Below are 17,067 nucleotides of genomic sequence, written 5' to 3' on the forward strand. Positions count from 1 at the left end.
TAACGATAAATTATCTATATAAATCAATATCTTGCTTATGCGCGAAGGGGTTGTGCTCAATGGATTATCGTTATACAATTCATTAACGCACTGCCGTGAAATGGGATTGCGAGCTCTCAGAGATATTTCTTTAAAACAAGCCCGTGAATAGGCATTGTATAAGGGAGTGATTTATTTTTTGCGTTTTTTATGAACTTGTCATAAGAGAGCTTTCATTTTATAAATACACATATTATAAATTTATTTTCTATTATAAAATAATAAGCAATATTTATAAAAATAATTTGTTTACTTGAACGAGGCAAGAAGTAGCTTTCTCATGCGTTGGTGCTAGAACAATTCAGCAAGAGGTCTTGTTTGCTATGAAGACGTGCAATCCATTGAGCACTACCATCTTCATGTTTATAAAGGTACAAGCTAGCACAATCACTCTCTTTACCAGCTCATGATATATTTACCAACCTATAGTCTATTGACCAACGCATAAAATGCGACAGCCTTTGCGTGAAGGCGGTTCATGAGAGGTGTTTTTCCTCCTTTCCTCACTCATTTTATCCATATGCCAATCTTGCTTATGGTGTACAAGCCAAGTGAAAAAATTGATTCAATAGAAAGAGGTTTGAGATGAGAAAATCTTATGGGTATTCGGGGTTGTGATTCAAGTTGTATAACGACATTCATCATTATGAATCAATGTATTGTGTTGTTTGATCTTCCCGAATGGCGGTATTATGGACTGTAATAAGCTCATTCTTTTTAATTTCAGCTGTTACTGCTGCTTTTTCTAAGAGGCCGCAAAGAAGTAGCTTTTTCATGCGTTGGTGTTGAAACAATTCAGCAAGAGGTCTTGTTTGGCACGAAGACGTGCAATCCATTGATCTTCCCGAATGGTAGCATTATGGACTGTAATAAGTTCATTCTTTTTAATTTCAGCTGTTACTGTTGCTTTTTCCAAGAGACCACAAGGAATAGCTTGCTGAGTGCGTGCTTCTGCACGGTTCATTATCCAAGCGCGATAACTATAAAGACCGATGAAATCTAACTGATCACCGGGGTATAAATCTTTCTTAGCGACAGCACAGACTTCTGCGACAGGTTGGTTAAGGGGTGCCATATCTTTTTTGCCATAGAGCATAACCCGTGCACAGGTTAGGGGGACTTCCATAGCTGTTAAATGATAGGGGCGGTGAAAGGTAAAGTAAGGTCCCTGACCAATTTTTAAATCTTCCATACGTTCGCGCAGACGTGGATGTGCTATTTCTGCAATGACAAAAACACCTGGGGAAACTCCTGGACCTGTTGAATAATCCACAACCCCACATTGCGTTAAAAGACCACCATCTTGTTGTGGGATAAGCATTTTGCTTAAATCCTGAAGTGCTGCTTGTGGTCCATGCATTCCTGGACAGTCGGGAAGAAGACCGGTTGCATTGGCAATGGCTGCCATTTCAACCATTGTTTTAGAACCATCAATAAATTCTACCAACATGCGAACATTCATGTTACGTCGTAGTGCTTCCTCTTCGTAAGCCTCAGGTGTCGCATCAAAGATAAGAGGATTATTTTTTCCTTTGCCAGCCGCAACAATCTTGTGTCCAAGGGCTGAAACAAATTCAATGAGTTCCATGCAAGACGTTGGTTCATCACCAGCGCCAAGGGTATAAACGAGACCTCGTTTATCAGCTTCATGTTTTAAATAAGCACCAATTGTAACGTCTGCTTCAACATTCATCATGACAAGATGTTTGTTGTTTTCAAGTGCTTTGAAACCAATTTCTGCGCCAGCTTCAGGGTGTCCTGTTGCATCAACAATAATATCAATTTGCTCATGGCGTAAGACAAGATCAATATCGCTTGTGGCTGCAATCACCCCTTTTTCAATGGCTTTTGTGAGGGCATGGGCATTTTCAATTTCACACACATGTCCTTCTTCACCATAGGCTAAGAGAGCAGCCTCTAAAATACGTGAGGGTGTTCGAGTGGCAACGGCTGCAACCTTTATGCCCTCCATTTGTGTGACGCTTGAGAGTAAATCTGTTCCCATTTCACCACAGCCAATGAGTCCAATACGAATAGGGGGGTGGCTTTCTGCGCGTTGCTTCAAATCATGCGCTAAACCTGTTAGGCTCACATTGCTTGCCATTATTTTTTCCCATTTGAAAATTACTTTTTAAAAAGGTATTTTTTCCTTTATAAAGTGCGTTTGCTTTTAAGACAATTCGTCTTTAATATTTTTGATGCTCTAATCAATGGGGTTTATAAAGGCAAGAGGGGTTGAATGCTTTTATAAAATAAAACAGGAATAGCGTTATGCAAAAAAAAATAGTTGTACAAGATGTTGCCAATTTTATTGGGAAAGAAGTGGGAGTCTCTCAATGGCGTCTTGTGACACAGGATATGATTAATCAATTTGCATGCGCAACAGATGATCATCAATGGATCCATGTTGATGAGGAAAGGGCTAAAACAACATCTTTTGGTGGGACAATTGCGCATGGTTTTTTAACATTATCCCTTTTGTCAAGTTTGGCTTATGAGACACTTCCACAGTTGGAAGGTACAACAATGGGGATTAATTATGGTTTTGATAAAGTACGCTTTATGAGCCCAGTAAAAACAGGTGTGCGGGTGCGTGCGCGTTTTGTTTTAAATGATGCTGAGATTCGTCCTTCTAGTCGGGTTGTGTTCCATTATGATGTTACGGTGGAAATAGAACAATTAAAAAAGCCAGCTCTCACAGCGCAGTGGCTTATTGTGGCAATGGTTGGTGAAAAGTCTGCAAATTGCTAAATTGCACGCATATTTTATTCTATTTTCGTACAGTTTTCATCAGAAGATTGTTGGGCTGCACTAAGCCGGCACTATCGTTATATTTACCCGCTTTCCATATATCTACCAATGCATATTGATCAACCCATGGGTGTTGCGACAGTTCTTGCATGAAGGCGATTCATGAGAGGTATTTTCCTTCCCTTTTCTCTCATTCTTACCCCTATGCTCCCCTTTATGGCGTACAAACCAAGTGAACACAATTGATTCAAGATAAAGGGGGGTGAAAGGGAAGGTCTTATGGGTATTCTGGGGTTATGATTTATAAGGAAATAACGAAAAATTATTGTTATAAATCAATATATTGCTTTTTATATTAAGCGTCTTTTCTCTTATATTTTGTTTCATGGTGCTCTCTCTACTTACCCGAAATAAAGCAGCAACATAAAAAGTGAATCTTTCAAACTTTTTCATTTCCACCATGACACTATCATGGAAAGCGCCTCAACAATAAAAAAAGATTTCAATATCATTGAAAACAAAACAAACGCTCACCCATACACCTGTTTTTACAAGAATCATAAAATATACTTGATCAAAATCATTATGATCTCGCATGATGATATCTTCAAACTCTGAAAATGCCTCACACGTTAAGCTAAAGCCTCATCCAAATTCGATAAAAGAGATTATGTAAAACATAAAGCAAAAACACCACTCAAAAGCGTTTTTTACCCTTTTCTCATCAACATCTATCTGTTGATGATCGTCTATCACCCATGCAAACTAAGGCACTGTCTTTTGCATAAAATATAAAGACATTTCACTCTGCACAATAAAACACCCCGAAGAACCTCCTCTTTCTTTTCAAAGAAAATTTGCTCTCTCTTGTATTGTTTCAATAACATCAAAACTCCCTATAGCTGTCAGCCATGATAATGCCCTCATCATAACACACGTTCTTATTTTTTTGATTATTCTCTATACGTCAACCTATTGATTCATAATTATGATTTGTCTTTATGCAGCTTGAATCATAACCCCGAATACCCATAAGACTTTTCCTTTCACTCCTCTTATCTTGAATCAATTGTGTTTACTTGGCTTGTACGCCATAAAGGGGGGGGGCGTAGGGATAAGAATGAGAGAAAAGGGAAGGAAAATACCTCTCATGAATCGCCTTCATGCAAGAGCTGTCGCAACACCCATGGTTTGATCAATATGCATTGGTAGATATATGGAGAGCATCAAGAGAATGATGGTGCTGGCTTATCCCCGCACCATACGGTATTTCATCCGCTGTTATTGATTATTTATCAAAAACCAGCTCTCACGGTTTGGCGGCTTATTGTGGCAATGGTTGGCGAAAAGTCTATGCAATTTATCAATTGTTTGAATGTTTTGTTTTATCTAATTTTCGTACAATTTTATCAGAAGACCATTGGGTTACAACATTAAGAACAATCAAAAGGATGATGACACATGTCATGATAGAGGTGTTATAACGCTGATAACCATAACGGATCGCCATATCCCCCAAACCACCTCCACCGAGATATCCAGCAAGTGAAGTGGCGCCAATAAGAGAAATAATCATGACTGTAAAACCCGTGATAAGGCTAGGCAGCGCTTCGGGAATAAGAACATGTCTGATAATTTGCAGACGACTGGCACCCATGGAGCGGATAGCTTCAGTGAGGCCGTTTTCAACGGTTTTAAAAGAGAGTTCCGCCATTCGTGCATAAAAAGGCGTTGCTGAAATGGTGAGTATAAAAATAACGGCAGGCATTCCTATCCCCCTTCCTACAACGATCCGTGTAACAGGGAGAAGGTAAAACGCAAGAATAATAAAAGGAATGGCACGAAGACTATCAATAATAATGCTTAAAGGGCGATTAATAAGGGGTGAGGCAAAAATCCCTCCGCGTGCCGTTGTATAAAGCAGAAGACCAAGGGGAAGCCCTATAATAAGTGCCATCAAGGAAGCACTGAACGTCATCAGTAGTGTATCAATAACAGCGTGGGGAAGTTCATGAATGAGAACATTAAACATAACCTAAAACCTCACAATATCGCCCTTTTTCCGTGAGCCATTGAACAGCTTTGTCTAAGGATTCTTTATCTTGTCCAGGAAGTGCTAAGAAGAGGCGCCCAATGGTTTCACCTTGGACAGTATCAATGCCACCATGCAAAATACGTGCTTTTAAACCACTTTCATCCTCTAGAAGATGAAGAAAAGGCTGTTGGGCAATTTCACCTGCAATATTGATTTCAACGACAGCTTCTTTGCCCATAGATTTAAGATTTTTCGCAAATTTTTCAGGAAGTTGTGGAGTGACAAGTTTAAGCATCGCAATGGTTGTATCATTTTGTGGTGATGTAAAAATATCTTTTACCCGTCCTTCTTCCACAATGCGTCCTTGGTTGAGAACAACAACACGGTGCGCAATAGTGCGTACAACTTCCATTTCGTGGGTAATGAGCACAATTGTGAGATTAAGGCGTTTGTTAATATCAGCAAGAAGCTCTAGAATGGACTGTGTTGTTTCTGGATCAAGAGCAGATGTTGCCTCATCTGATAACAATATTTTAGGATTAGCAGCAAGAGAGCGTGCAATTCCAACTCGTTGCTTTTGGCCTCCTGAGAGCTCTGCTGGATAACAATATTCTTTCCCACATAATCCCACCAATTCAATGAGTTCAAGAGCACGTTTGCGGCGTTGTTTTTTATGGGTGCCTATGAGTTTAAGCGGCAATGCAATGTTATCAAGAATATTTTTTGATGATAAAAGATTGAAATGTTGAAAAATCATTCCAATACGTTGGCGATAAGGCGCCCATTCAGACTCCGACAAATTCGAAATATCTACATCCTCAAAGAAAATAGATCCCGAGTCAATTTTTTCTAATCCATTTAAACAGCGAATAAGTGTAGATTTTCCAGCTCCACTGCGTCCAATAATACCAAGGATTTCGCCTGCATGGATATTCAAAGAGAGATTATCAACTGCTGGAATACCAGCCGTTTTGTTAAAACAACGGCTGATATTTTTTAAGGAGATAAGGGCGTTTGTTTCATTCATAATGACCTATATGTTTGGCATAATTATCAAGACGTTTGGATACAACTACTGAGATATTGGGACACAATTACCAAGATGTTTGAGTGGTTGCACCAAAAACCTCTTTGATTTTTGCACGGATAAGGTCATTGTTGTAAGCAGCAACCAATTTTTTTACCCATGGCTCATCTTTTTTGTCTGTCCGTGCGACGATGATATTATCATAGGGGTTATTTTTTGCTTTTTCCCATGCGATTGCATCTTTTTGTAGGTCTAATCCGGAGACAATCGCCCAGTTGGTGTTGATAATCGCAACATCAAAATCATCAATTGCGCGCCCTAACATACCGGCATCTAATTCACGAATTTGCAGGTTTTTAGGGTTTTCAACAATATCAAGAGGGGAGGCGAGAATATCATGGGGGTCCTTTAGCTTAATGAGACCTAAAGAATCGAGAAGAAGGAGAGCTCTTCCGCCATTGGATGGGTCATTGGGAATACCAACCTGTGCACCATCAGGAAGTTCTTTTAACTCTTTGATTTTGTGCGAGTAAACACCGATCGGGGCAATAAATGTATAGCCTACAATTGAAAGTTTATAACCACGTTGTTTCATTTGTTCCTGAAGATAAGGGGCGTGCTGAAAGGCATTTGCATCAATCTCTCCTGCGTTAACAGCATCGTTAGGCAGAGCGTAATCAGAAAAATAAACAAGTTCAATCTCTAAACCAGCTTTTTTAGCTTGCTCGGCAGCGATTTTCCAGATAACCGCATCATGCCCTTCCATAATGCCAAGTTTAATCTTTGATTTGTCCGTCGCCATGGAAAAGGGGGATGAGAGGAAGAATGCAAAAAGAGAAAGGAGTAATCCGATAATGGTCTTCCTGGATAATGTTTTTAAGGTCATGTATGAAGCCTCCCTTATTCTTTTCCAAGGATTTTTGAAAAAAGATTGAATTATTTCTTTTTAGGAAGAGGTGACAGTATAGAAGCTTTATAGAATATTCAATTGTTTTTATTTAAAAAATAATATTCTTTTTATTTATGCGCCCACGTTTTGGGAAAACATTTTCGGTTTCTAGTGGGGTTTTTCTAGTGAGATGTCTTCAAAATTCAATGCGTAAATTCTTTTTTTGCGAAATTTGTTGAGGGAACAAAAGGCGCTTTCAAAACTTCTTTAAGGTACGATTGGTTGAAATACCAAACGGCTAGGTAATTGTTTTCAAAGCAGTAAATACTCCAAATTTATCGTAAATTCATGCGGAGGATATTGTGCAATCAAAACAATAGACTGTAGATGCTAGGGGAGAACAATAAGAGAGTTTTTCTCGAAATGTGGTGGATCTTTGAGAAGACAAAGAATGACTCATAATTTGACTTAAATGCGGCAAATTTTTGCAAAGGCAAAGATTTTGCCTTCACACTTTGGAGAGGAAGAAAAATAATGTTCAGAAAAAGTTTCTTGTCAACAACACTGTTGTTATTGACTTTGGGAGGGGCAGGGCTAGGAATGTCTGCTTCTCATGGATTTGCTGGAACAGTTGCTCGCGTAGCATCGGGCCAAGTGATTTTTCGCACAGGACCAGCAACATCTTATAAAGTTATTGAAACAATCCCAGTGGGAGCAAAGGTGCAAATTAATGGCTGTCTCCCTCATAAATCTTGGTGTTTTCTTCATTATAACGGAAAGGCTGGGTGGGCGTCCGCACGTTATTTAAACGTTAATAATATCCCCACCGTTACTGTTAAAAATAAGCATATGAAATCAGAGTCTATGGTGAAAACGCAAAAGAAAACAGTGAAACAGGTTGTTCCCAGATTTAAAAACCTTAAAACGCCTCAAAAAATACGCAGACAAGTGCCAAAATTGTATAAAACGGACATAATCGTTGATTCTACAGGGGTAAAAAAAAGGGATGAACGAACAATTTTAAACCCATCAAAAAAAGCGCGCGGCGTTTCTGTAAAGCACGTAAATGCTTATAATCCCATGTTTCCTCATGATGTTAATTTCAGAAATTTTGAACGCAACGAAACGCGCTACCGTGTTGTGACTTATCCTGCTCCATAGAAATAAAAAAAGAGAAATGTGGGCGGCATATTCTGCGGAGTTTTTAAGGCTTATTCCTCAAGCAAAATTGTTGCCCTTCAAAAGGCGGACATTAAAAAGGCAGAAAAGAAATATGGGCAGTATGAAGTGAAGGACGCTATACTGCCCTTTCATTTGGCTCGTTTGTTTTTATTTTGCTGATTTGGGCGTTATTAAATGACGAGAAATCAGTGTTTCAGCAATTTGAACAGTATTTAATGCTGCACCTTTTCTGAGATTGTCAGCAACAACCCAGAAAGCTAAACCATTTTCAACAGTGATATCTTCACGAATGCGACTAATAAAGGTGTCATCTTCACCAGTGCTCTCATAGGGGGATATATAGCCGCCATTCTCACGTTTATCGATAACCTGGCAGCCTGGTGCACTGCGCAGAAGTTCTTGTGCTTCGTGGGCAGTGAGTGGTTTTTCAAATTCAACATGAACCGCTTCAGCATGACCAATAAAGACAGGAACACGAACAGCAGTGGCTGTTAATTTTATTTTAGGGTCAAGGATTTTCTTTGTTTCAACAGTCATTTTCCATTCTTCTTTTGTATATCCATCTTCCATGAAAGCATCGATATGGGGAATGACATTAAAGGCAATACGTTTGGTAAATTTTTTTAATGAGATTGGATCTGCAACAAAGACTGCTCGTGATTGCTCAAAGAGTTCATCCATCCCTTCTTTTCCAGCGCCAGAAACCGATTGATAAGTAGAGACAACAACGCGCTTAATGGTTGCGGCATCGTGTAGAGGCTTTAATGCTAAGACAAGTTGAATGGTTGAACAATTAGGATTTGCAATAATATTGCGCTTGGAAAACGTTCCAATAGCTTCTGGATTAACTTCAGGCACAATCAAGGGCACATTGGCATCATAGCGCCAAGTGGAGGAATTATCGATCACCACACAGCCAGCAGCAGCGATTTTAGGAGCATATTCCTTAGAAATACTCCCCCCTGCAGACATGAGGCAAATATCCGTATCAGAAAAATCGTAAGTATCAAGCGCTCTGACTTTTAAGGTTTTATCACCATAAGAGACTTCTTGTCCTAAAGAGCGCCGCGATGCTAAGGGCACCACTTCATGAGCAGGAAAACCGCGTTCTTCTAAAATTGTTAGCATTTCACGACCAACATTTCCAGTTGCGCCGACAACTGCGACTTTAAAACTCATTTTTTATACTCCTGCTTCTCTCCACACTTCTTACTCTGGGCTATACCTAGGAGAGAGCGAGTTAACCAAGGGTAACCATTTATTAATTTTCAGAAACACTCTTTAATGTACGAAAATTACAACTTGCGATACAAGAGTTCAGCTCATCTTGAATGTCTTGCCCTTCTGAATCTCTAAGAATTGAGAAAATTTGAATTTATGTCAAACCGCATGAAGATATTTTTGACAGTGCCTCAATCTAGTCAAATCTTTATCTTCTGTCAATTCTTTCTCGTGAGAACGTTTGTATTTTGTAATGGCTGCATGAGGAATCGTATTGGTGAAATTTTATCTGTTTATTTAAGTTTTTATTCTATCATAATATTCTTATAAAAGGATAATTATGATTTTTGCGTGTTATTTTCACTTTTTATTGGGGGGCATTGGGTTGTATCGTTCTTGATTTCCTCTTAGAGAGGTTCTTCTTTAAGAAAGTCTTGGCATTATAAACTTAAGAGTTTTCCATTTTCATTAGAAGTCAATTGTAAGATTGCCTTTTGTTTTCGTGTTTTAAAATATTGACACTTGAAAAGTTCAAAATTTTATTTTGCTCAATATTAATGTTATAGTGATGATCTCTCTTTTCTTTTTTTGAGATATCAGAGCAAAAAAAGGACGAAGAATATTTTATATATCGATGAGCTATAATGCGCGAGTATTCTTTTTCCAAACGTTTCAATTTTTTCTCCTATTTTTTGATGTGTTGGAAAATGGCGGGGAGTGTCTCATAGGCTTTGAGAGGTTCTCATTACGCTTTTCTTAAAGCAGTTTTTTTCCACAAAAATATCACTAAAATGTAGATTTTAGCTTGCACTTTTAAGCACCATGAGCTCATAGCTCATAGCTCATAGCTCATAGCTCATAGCTCATAGCTCATAGCTCATAGCTCATAGCTCATAGCTCATAGCTCATAGCTCATAGCTCATAGCTCATAGCTCATAGCTCATAGCTCATAGCTCATAGCTCATAGCTCATAGCTCATAGCTCATAGCTCATAGCTCATAGCTCATAGCTCATAGCTCATAGCTCATAGCTCATAGCACGAGCACTCTTGCATTTATATTTGGTGTATTTGGGTGTTTAGAACTATTGAGCGTGAAACAGCTTCTTGCTTTTATTGTTTATTATATTTGTTATATTAGCTATATTTGAGGGATATAATAATATTTGGATTGCATAAGAGCTCTCGAAAAATCTGCAATGTCCGTAAAGTCCGTTTATTTTTGCGTTCGAGAGTTTCTATATCTTATTGATTTCTGCTGATATAATCAAAATTATAGGTTTGTACAGAGGGTTATTTTTTTACATTTTTTATGTTCATTGAAAATCATTTGTTTTGTTTAAAACTGGGATTCAATTGCTGCAATATCTTGGTTGATAAGTGATTGTTTATTTTTTTTGTATATTTGAGATTTGAGTGAGAGCCGTAAATTTCGTAAAATTTACTCATTTCCAACTTTTTATGATGATTAATTAAAGTCATTCGTTTCACACTTACAAAAGTGGGATCTTATAGGGAGAAAAGTACTTGAGATTAGGGACGTTTTTCTGGCAAAATTTTTGCAGGATACGCAATATGATGACATGGGGGCAAGAGTGATTATGAGGTTGGGGTAAGAGTTATTGTGAGATGAGAAGTGAATAAATGGGGAGGATAACAAAGTGAATGCGGATTTTCGTTTGTTGCACTCCTTTTCTCAAAGAGAAAAAGTTTTTTAAAAAACTGGGTAAAGTAAAAAGAATATCCTCTTGATGGAGAAGTAATAGATCACTGTGTTTTTAGAGGCAAAATTGTTTATTCTTTATGTGTTGTTTTTTCATCATCGTGCAGTGGGCGTGCTTCTGAGGCAAGCATAATGGGAATGCCGTCGCGGATAGGGTAGGCAAGTTTTGCTTTGCGTGAAATTAACTCTTGGGTTTCTCGGTTTAAAGAGAGCGTGCTTTTTGTGATGGGACAAACAAGCAGTTCAAGCATTTTAGGATCAGTGGTCATTTTCTTCATGTTTTTGCGTTTATTAGTTTAAATGATAATCTACCCCTGTTTGTTTCATCAGTGAACGTTCTGTTAAAGCAAGCAGAGTTTGGGCACGGATTTCAATATCTGGAGCTTCTAAGAGTGCTTGTTTTTCTTCTGGTGTAAAGGGAATAAGTGCTGAAAAAGCATTAACCAAGAGAGGGGTCGGTGCTTGTATAATGCTGCTCCAATTATATTCCATTTCATGGATAATGAGGTATTTTTCCACAATACTCAGTAAGTTTTCTCGATTAATGTTTTCTGAAAGATCGGGCTCTTGTAAGTCTTTTATGTTCGATCGGATGAGGGCAGTGCGGTAGGATTTTGTATTCACCAATTCTTGTTCTAATGTGAAGCGGCAGATGCCTTGTAATATAATAAAAAGTTGCCCATTTCCTGTTTCATTATAGTTTGTGATACGCCCTATACACCCTATTTTGTAAAGTTGTGCGGGGAAGAGATCTGTCTTTGATGTAAGGGGTTGAATGATTCCTAGCAAACGGTCAGATAACATGACGTTTTCAACCATTTCAAGTGCTGCTGGTTCAAAAATGTTGAGCGATAAAAAACCACCGGGCAGTAAGAGTGCACCTTCTAAGGGAAAGAGAGCAATTTGCTTTGGGAGGTCATTTTCGCAATTATAGTGGATATTGCCAGCTTTCATAAGTCTTCCGTAACCGTTATTCGATAAAGTTTATTCTGCAAATCGTTGTCATTTATGTTACTCTTTAGAGACAAAAATCTAAAAGAGAAAAACTAACATCTTCTCTATGAGATGATCACTAACCTACAATAAGAATACCTCAATCTCCGTCGCGGTCGTTGAAATTTTGCGAAGGAGGGTATTGCTCCATTCTTTTTTAAGTATGCAAAATTTTACAGTATTCTCAAATCGCGTTTTTGTTGTGGCTTTTGCAATCTTTCCTTCTTCATTTCCTGAAAGAGATTATTGAGGAAATGTTTAAAGGGAAACCATTATAAGTCTTTTAAAACAGTCTATGCAAGTTTAAAAATGAGAGCATCCTCATTACTTTTACTAATGACAGAAGGATCAAGATAGGTTATAGACAAGATATGTTGGAAAGAGCGTTGTTGTTTCTTTCATTCTTTTGTGGGAGAGTGCAGGATGCAAGTTTTTGCGCCTGACGCCGAAGGGGAAAGTGGCCCGTAATCTCTCAGGCTCTAGGACCGTAAAAGGAAAAGGCATATCTGGAAAGTCGGAAAGTCCGCGCCGAAGGTGTAAGCGAAAGTTTTTTCGCGAGTCTCTCAGGTTTGTGACAGAGGGGTGCAAAGATAATCAGATACTGTGTCGTTTGGCACATATTTGGTATGAGTACGGCTTTGGAGATATTATGGCTATATCACAAGAATTCGAGACATCTTCTTTAAAAAGACTTACCTTGCATGAGATGCATGAAAAAGCGGGAGCAAAGTTTGGCGCTTTTGCTGGTTGGCAAATGCCTTTGACTTATCCTCTTGGAGTTTTAAAAGAGCATCTTCATACGCGTGCACATGCAGGTCTTTTTGATATTTCTCATATGAAATTAATTGCTGTTGAGGGGGCACAAGCAGTGGAGTTTTTATCCTATGCTTTTCCGCTTGATGCTGCGCTTCTAAAGATTGGCCAGTCACGGTATAATTATTTGCTTAATGAGCAGGCTGGTATTCTGGATGATCTTATTATTACGCGTTTGGCAGAATGCCGTTTTATGCTGGTTGCGAATGCCGGGAATGCGCAGGTTGTTCTTACAGAGCTTGAAAAGCGTGTTGTTAATTTTGAATGTCAAGTGACTGCTCTTGAGAGAGTTTTGCTTGCTCTTCAAGGTCCTGACGCAGCAGCAGTGATGACTGATGCTGGATTACCCGGAAATGAGCTGGTGTTTATGCAAGGGTTCGAACCGCAAGAAGATTGGTTTATAACGCGTTCTGGTTATACGGGAGAAGATGGTTTTGAAATTGCTCTTCCAAAAGGTCACGCGCATGCATTGGTTGAAAAATTGCTCAGCGATTCTCGGATCGAATGGGTTGGTCTTGCCGCGCGTGACAGTCTTCGGCTGGAAGCAGGGTTGTGTTTGCATGGGAATGATATTACGCCTGATACAACGCCCATAGATGCTGCATTAACGTGGGCTGTTCCTAAAAATGTTCGAGAAAAAGCGCAATTTTACGGAGCAAAGGCTTTTCTTGAAGCGTTTCAAAAAGGGCCTGCTCGTTGTCGTGTTGGGTTAAAACCGCAAACGCGTCAGCCTATTCGTGCAGGTGCGCTGCTTTTCGATCATGAAGGACATCAGATTGGGGTGGTAACATCTGGTGGTTTTGGTCCTTCTTTTGATGGTCCGGTTGCGATGGGGTATGTTTCTATTGGTTGTAAGGCTGAGGGGACGGAAGTTTTTACGGAGTTGCGTAGCAAAAAGATATCACTGGCGGTTCATCCACTTCCATTTGTTGAACAACGTTATTTTAAAGGATAATTTTTGATGTCTAAAGTTTATTTTACCCAAGATCATGAATGGCTGTATGTTGAAGGACAAGTAGTGACCGTTGGGATTACCTATTATGCTCAAGAGCAGTTAGGAGATTTGGTTTTTGTTGATTTGCCACAAATTGGAACGAAAATTTCCAAGGGAGATGCTGTTGCTGTTGTGGAATCTGTAAAAGCTGCTTCAGATGTTTATGCACCCCTTGATGGTGAGATTGTTGAAATTAATGAATCTTTGGCAATTAGTCCCGAACTTGTAAACCAGAAAGCCGAAAAAGAAGGTTGGCTCTGGAAAATGACATTGCAGGATGTAACGCAACTGGAAGGGTTGTTAGATGAGACTGCTTATAAAGCGTTGATTGGATGAGTGCTATGCAAGAGCGTCATTTTTTTTCTCGCCATATCGGGCTTCGTCCTGATGAAACACAGAAAATGCTGGATGTTTTGGAACTTGATTGTGTTGATACGTTAGTTTCTCAAGCGGTCCCACATTCTATTCATTTGGGACGTTCGCTTAATCTTCCAAAAGCAGCAAGTGAGGGGCAAGCGTTAGAAGAATTGTCCAGCATAATGGGGCGTAATCAGCGACATAAAAGTTTCATTGGGCAAGGCTATCATGGAACATTTGTGCCTCCTGTTATTTTGCGAAATCTTTTTGAAAATCCAGCGTGGTATACTGCTTATACACCCTATCAGGCAGAAATTAGCCAGGGACGTTTAGAGCTTTTGTTTTATTTTCAGACATTGGTGAGTGAACTGACCGGTTTGCCTGTGGCTGCGGCTTCTCTTCTTGATGAGGCAACGGCTTTAGCTGAAGCCAATGCAGTCGCTGTGCGCTTTACACGTGAGAAAAAAACAAAAATTTCTCTTCAAAGTCTTTTACACCCTCAGGTTTTGAGTGTTGCAAAAACGCGTGCTGAAACACAAGGCATTCAGATCAATCAGGGTGGCGCAATTGATGTTGATACAGCTGCAATTATTTTGTCTTGGCCTGATACTAAAGGCTCTTTTAACGACTATAGCGAAGTTATTAAAGAGGCAAAGGTAAAAGGAGCGCTGGTGATCGTTGTTGCAGATCCTTTAGCCCTTACTCTTATGGAACCTCCAGCACAATGGGGGGCTGATATTGTTGTTGGTTCTATGCAGCGTTATGGTGTTCCAATGGGATTTGGGGGGCCACATGCTGGCTACCTTGCTGTCAGTGAGGCTTTAACCCGTTTTATTCCAGGGCGAATTGTAGGGCAATCAGTGGATACAAAAGGGCGTGTGGGATTTCGTTTAGCATTGCAAACACGTGAGCAACATATTCGGCGCGATAAAGCGACATCGAATATTTGTACCGCACAGGCTTTGTTAGCAAATATGGCAACAGCTTATGCTGTTTGGCATGGACCAAAAGGCTTACAGGAAATTGCACAGCGAATTCATCAGTTAACATGTCGTTTTGTTGCTGGTTTAGAGTCCGCGGGTGTTTCTTGTGAAGGAGAAAACTTTTTTGATTGTATCAGTGTTGTTGTGAAGGGAAAAGCGCGAAAGATTGCGCGCCAAGCAAGGATAGGTGGGCGTCTTATCCGTGTGCTTGATGACGATACAATTGCAATTAACTTTGATGAATTGTCAACAGAGGAAGATGCTGGTGCTTTAGCACAGCTTTTGGGGGCTCAATTGGTTGATGAGGCTTCGCCACGGCTTTTTGGTAAAGAGCGTGAGGCTGTTTTTCTTTCTCAGCCCTTTTTCCATGCGGTTCATTCAGAGACAGATATGATGCGCTTTTTGCGTCGTTTGTCAGATAAGGACTTGGCGTTGGATCGGGCGATGATTCCGCTTGGTTCTTGTACGATGAAGCTTAATGCAGCAGCTGAATTGATGCCTTTGGGTTGGTCTAGTGTGGCGCAGGTACACCCCTTTGTTCCAAAAGAGGATGTGGCTGGTTATTTGGAAATGATTGATCAGCTCAATGCGTGGTTGTGTGAGATTACAGGATTTGCGCAAGTTTCTTTTCAGCCAAATTCTGGTGCTCAGGGTGAATATGCGGGGCTTTTGGCAATTCGCTGCTATCATCAATCACGGGGTGAACATCAACGCACAGTTTGTCTTATTCCTGCCTCAGCACATGGTACTAATCCAGCTTCAGCGCATATGGCGGGGATGGAAGTTGTTGTGGTGAAATGCTTGAGTGATGGTGATGTTGACATTGATGATCTCAAAATGAAAGCGCAATTGCACAAAGACAAGTTAGCAGCTCTCATGATCACCTATCCTTCAACCCATGGTGTTTATGAGGAAAGTATTAGGGAAATTTGCTCTCTTATCCATGAAAATGGGGGACAAGTTTATTTTGATGGCGCTAATTTGAATGCGCTTGTTGGGCTTTCTCGTCCGGCAGATATTGGGGCAGATGTTTGTCATATGAACCTTCATAAAACATTTGCCATTCCCCATGGCGGTGGTGGTCCTGGTGTTGGTCCGATTGGGGTAACAGAGCATCTCAAGCCATTTTTACCAGGACATGAACAAGATGGAACGGAATATGCAGTCTCAGCAGCGCCTTATGGAAGTGCTTCCATTCTCGTTATTACGTGGATGTATATTCGCATGATGGGGGCTGATGGCTTGAAATATGCAACGCAAACAGCGATTCTCAATGCCAATTATATCGCGGCACGTCTTTCAAAGGCTTATTCTATCCTTTATCGAGGTAAACATGGGCGGGTTGCTCACGAATGTATTGTTGATACCCGCGTGTTAAAAGAGCAGTATGGAGTGAGTGTTGATGATATTGCAAAACGTTTGATTGATTACGGGTTTCATGCGCCAACAATGTCATTTCCGGTTCCTGGAACTTTGATGATTGAGCCAACAGAGTCAGAACCAAAAGCAGAAATTGATCGTTTATGTGATGCTTTGCTTGCTATCGCTGAAGAAGCACAGAAAGTTGGTGCAGGCGTTTGGCCAAAAGACGATAATCCTTTGGTCAATGCACCACATACATTGAGTGACACAGTTGATGATACTTGGGCTCGTCCCTATTCGCGCAAAATCGCTGCTTTTCCCAACAGCTCTCTTGATCCAGCAGATAAATATTGGCCTCCTGTTTCTCGTATTGATAATGTTGCCGGAGATAGAACGCTCATTTGTTCTTGCCCGCCATTAGGAAATACATATTAAATTTATTTTTATTTTGTTAAATCTATTGGATTGCATTGGAAGGCCCACATAAAATATGTGGGCTTTTTGATCTGCTTTCTCTCTTTATATGATGAAAATTTTGAATAGTTTTTTTAGCAGATTTCAAAAAATGATGAGAGGATGCTGATCAAAATATTGTATCTTATTGCCCTTTATAGAGATGCATTGAAAAGTTTTGTTTCGCATTTTTGCACGGATTATAGAATTTATAACCGTTAGAAATCGTTATAAAAATTTGTTATGA

At 39.7% G+C, this 17,067-nt stretch carries 13 protein-coding genes and 1 riboswitch; of the genes, 5 read left to right on the top strand and 8 right to left on the bottom strand.

Going from position 1 to position 17,067, the window contains the following annotated elements:
* Positions 1 to 811 precede the first annotated feature (811 nt).
* A complete protein-coding gene (locus BN67_RS09695) occupies positions 812 to 2,143 on the bottom strand; it encodes an NAD(P)H-dependent oxidoreductase (protein WP_019223904.1) in 1,332 nt (443 codons plus the stop codon).
* A gap of 167 nt (positions 2,144 to 2,310) precedes the next feature.
* Between BN67_RS09695 and BN67_RS09700 the strand changes: the two genes are divergently transcribed.
* Positions 2,311 to 2,790, top strand: a complete 480-nt coding sequence (locus BN67_RS09700) for a MaoC family dehydratase (protein ID WP_019223905.1) — start codon at positions 2,311 to 2,313, stop codon at positions 2,788 to 2,790.
* 19 nt (positions 2,791 to 2,809) lie between these two features.
* Here the strand turns inward: BN67_RS09700 and BN67_RS15260 are convergent, their stop codons facing one another.
* From BN67_RS15260 to BN67_RS09725, 4 genes are all read right to left on the bottom strand, one after another.
* Positions 2,810 to 2,941, bottom strand: a complete 132-nt coding sequence (locus BN67_RS15260) for a hypothetical protein (RefSeq protein WP_019223906.1) — start codon at positions 2,939 to 2,941, stop codon at positions 2,810 to 2,812.
* A gap of 1,212 nt (positions 2,942 to 4,153) precedes the next feature.
* Positions 4,154 to 4,822 carry a methionine ABC transporter permease gene (locus BN67_RS09715; RefSeq protein WP_019223907.1) on the bottom strand — a complete coding sequence of 223 codons (669 nt, stop codon included), beginning with the start codon at positions 4,820 to 4,822 and terminating at the stop codon, positions 4,154 to 4,156.
* On the bottom strand, positions 4,815 to 5,852 hold the full coding sequence (locus tag BN67_RS09720) for a methionine ABC transporter ATP-binding protein (RefSeq protein ID WP_019223908.1): 1,038 nt from the start codon (positions 5,850 to 5,852) through the stop codon (positions 4,815 to 4,817). Before BN67_RS09720 ends, BN67_RS09715 begins: the two co-directional genes overlap by 8 nt.
* A gap of 67 nt (positions 5,853 to 5,919) precedes the next feature.
* Complete coding sequence (locus BN67_RS09725; protein WP_019223909.1) at positions 5,920 to 6,738, bottom strand: MetQ/NlpA family ABC transporter substrate-binding protein; 819 nt, start codon at positions 6,736 to 6,738, stop codon at positions 5,920 to 5,922.
* 537 nt (positions 6,739 to 7,275) lie between these two features.
* Here BN67_RS09725 and BN67_RS09730 point away from each other — a divergent pair.
* The gene (locus BN67_RS09730) at positions 7,276 to 7,902 is read left to right on the top strand and encodes an SH3 domain-containing protein (RefSeq protein ID WP_019223910.1); all 627 of its coding nucleotides are present in this window, start codon (positions 7,276 to 7,278) and stop codon (positions 7,900 to 7,902) included.
* Between the two features lie 168 nt (positions 7,903 to 8,070).
* Here BN67_RS09730 and BN67_RS09740 read toward each other — a convergent pair whose 3' ends face one another.
* From BN67_RS09740 to BN67_RS09755, 3 genes are all read right to left on the bottom strand, one after another.
* Positions 8,071 to 9,102 (bottom strand): aspartate-semialdehyde dehydrogenase, encoded by a 1,032-nt coding sequence (locus BN67_RS09740; RefSeq protein ID WP_019223912.1) that lies wholly within the window; start codon positions 9,100 to 9,102, stop codon positions 8,071 to 8,073.
* 1,834 nt (positions 9,103 to 10,936) lie between these two features.
* Positions 10,937 to 11,143 (bottom strand): Trm112 family protein, encoded by a 207-nt coding sequence (locus BN67_RS09750; protein ID WP_019223913.1) that lies wholly within the window; start codon positions 11,141 to 11,143, stop codon positions 10,937 to 10,939.
* Between the two features lie 13 nt (positions 11,144 to 11,156).
* A complete protein-coding gene (locus tag BN67_RS09755) occupies positions 11,157 to 11,819 on the bottom strand; it encodes an LON peptidase substrate-binding domain-containing protein (protein WP_019223914.1) in 663 nt (220 codons plus the stop codon).
* Positions 11,820 to 12,257: 438 nt separating this feature from the next.
* Positions 12,258 to 12,356: riboswitch (glycine riboswitch) on the top strand.
* Positions 12,357 to 12,507: 151 nt separating this feature from the next.
* Here BN67_RS09755 and gcvT point away from each other — a divergent pair.
* The 3 genes from gcvT to gcvP are packed head-to-tail and all read left to right on the top strand — an operon-like array spanning position 12,508 to position 16,802.
* Complete coding sequence (gene gcvT / locus BN67_RS09765) at positions 12,508 to 13,626, top strand: glycine cleavage system aminomethyltransferase GcvT (RefSeq protein WP_026088276.1); 1,119 nt, start codon at positions 12,508 to 12,510, stop codon at positions 13,624 to 13,626.
* Between the two features lie 6 nt (positions 13,627 to 13,632).
* The gene (gcvH, locus tag BN67_RS09770) at positions 13,633 to 14,001 is read left to right on the top strand and encodes a glycine cleavage system protein GcvH (protein ID WP_019223916.1); all 369 of its coding nucleotides are present in this window, start codon (positions 13,633 to 13,635) and stop codon (positions 13,999 to 14,001) included.
* A 5-nt stretch (positions 14,002 to 14,006) separates the two neighbouring features.
* A complete protein-coding gene (gene gcvP, locus BN67_RS09775) occupies positions 14,007 to 16,802 on the top strand; it encodes an aminomethyl-transferring glycine dehydrogenase (RefSeq protein WP_026088277.1) in 2,796 nt (931 codons plus the stop codon).
* Positions 16,803 to 17,067: the final 265 nt, after the last annotated feature.

Origin of the sequence: Bartonella rattaustraliani AUST/NH4 (assembly GCF_000312565.1) — a bacterium.
Classification (GTDB): Bacteria; Pseudomonadota; Alphaproteobacteria; order Rhizobiales; family Rhizobiaceae; genus Bartonella; species Bartonella rattaustraliani.

What these genes read in the sequence shown, in the direction of transcription:
- gcvP (WP_026088277.1), top strand. Translation starts at nt 14,007, where the DNA reads ATGCAAGAGCGTCATTTTTTTTCTCGCCATATCGGGCTTCGTCCTGAT.
- BN67_RS09700 (WP_019223905.1), top strand. Translation starts at nt 2,311, where the DNA reads ATGCAAAAAAAAATAGTTGTACAAGATGTTGCCAATTTTATTGGGAAA.
- BN67_RS15260 (WP_019223906.1), bottom strand. Translation starts at nt 2,941, where the DNA reads ATGCAAGAACTGTCGCAACACCCATGGGTTGATCAATATGCATTGGTA.
- gcvT (WP_026088276.1), top strand. Translation starts at nt 12,508, where the DNA reads ATGGCTATATCACAAGAATTCGAGACATCTTCTTTAAAAAGACTTACC.
- gcvH (WP_019223916.1), top strand. Translation starts at nt 13,633, where the DNA reads ATGTCTAAAGTTTATTTTACCCAAGATCATGAATGGCTGTATGTTGAA.
- BN67_RS09750 (WP_019223913.1), bottom strand. Translation starts at nt 11,143, where the DNA reads ATGAAGAAAATGACCACTGATCCTAAAATGCTTGAACTGCTTGTTTGT.
- BN67_RS09740 (WP_019223912.1), bottom strand. Translation starts at nt 9,102, where the DNA reads ATGAGTTTTAAAGTCGCAGTTGTCGGCGCAACTGGAAATGTTGGTCGT.
- BN67_RS09695 (WP_019223904.1), bottom strand. Translation starts at nt 2,143, where the DNA reads ATGGCAAGCAATGTGAGCCTAACAGGTTTAGCGCATGATTTGAAGCAA.
- BN67_RS09730 (WP_019223910.1), top strand. Translation starts at nt 7,276, where the DNA reads ATGTTCAGAAAAAGTTTCTTGTCAACAACACTGTTGTTATTGACTTTG.
- BN67_RS09725 (WP_019223909.1), bottom strand. Translation starts at nt 6,738, where the DNA reads ATGACCTTAAAAACATTATCCAGGAAGACCATTATCGGATTACTCCTT.
- BN67_RS09715 (WP_019223907.1), bottom strand. Translation starts at nt 4,822, where the DNA reads ATGTTTAATGTTCTCATTCATGAACTTCCCCACGCTGTTATTGATACA.
- BN67_RS09720 (WP_019223908.1), bottom strand. Translation starts at nt 5,852, where the DNA reads ATGAATGAAACAAACGCCCTTATCTCCTTAAAAAATATCAGCCGTTGT.
- BN67_RS09755 (WP_019223914.1), bottom strand. Translation starts at nt 11,819, where the DNA reads ATGAAAGCTGGCAATATCCACTATAATTGCGAAAATGACCTCCCAAAG.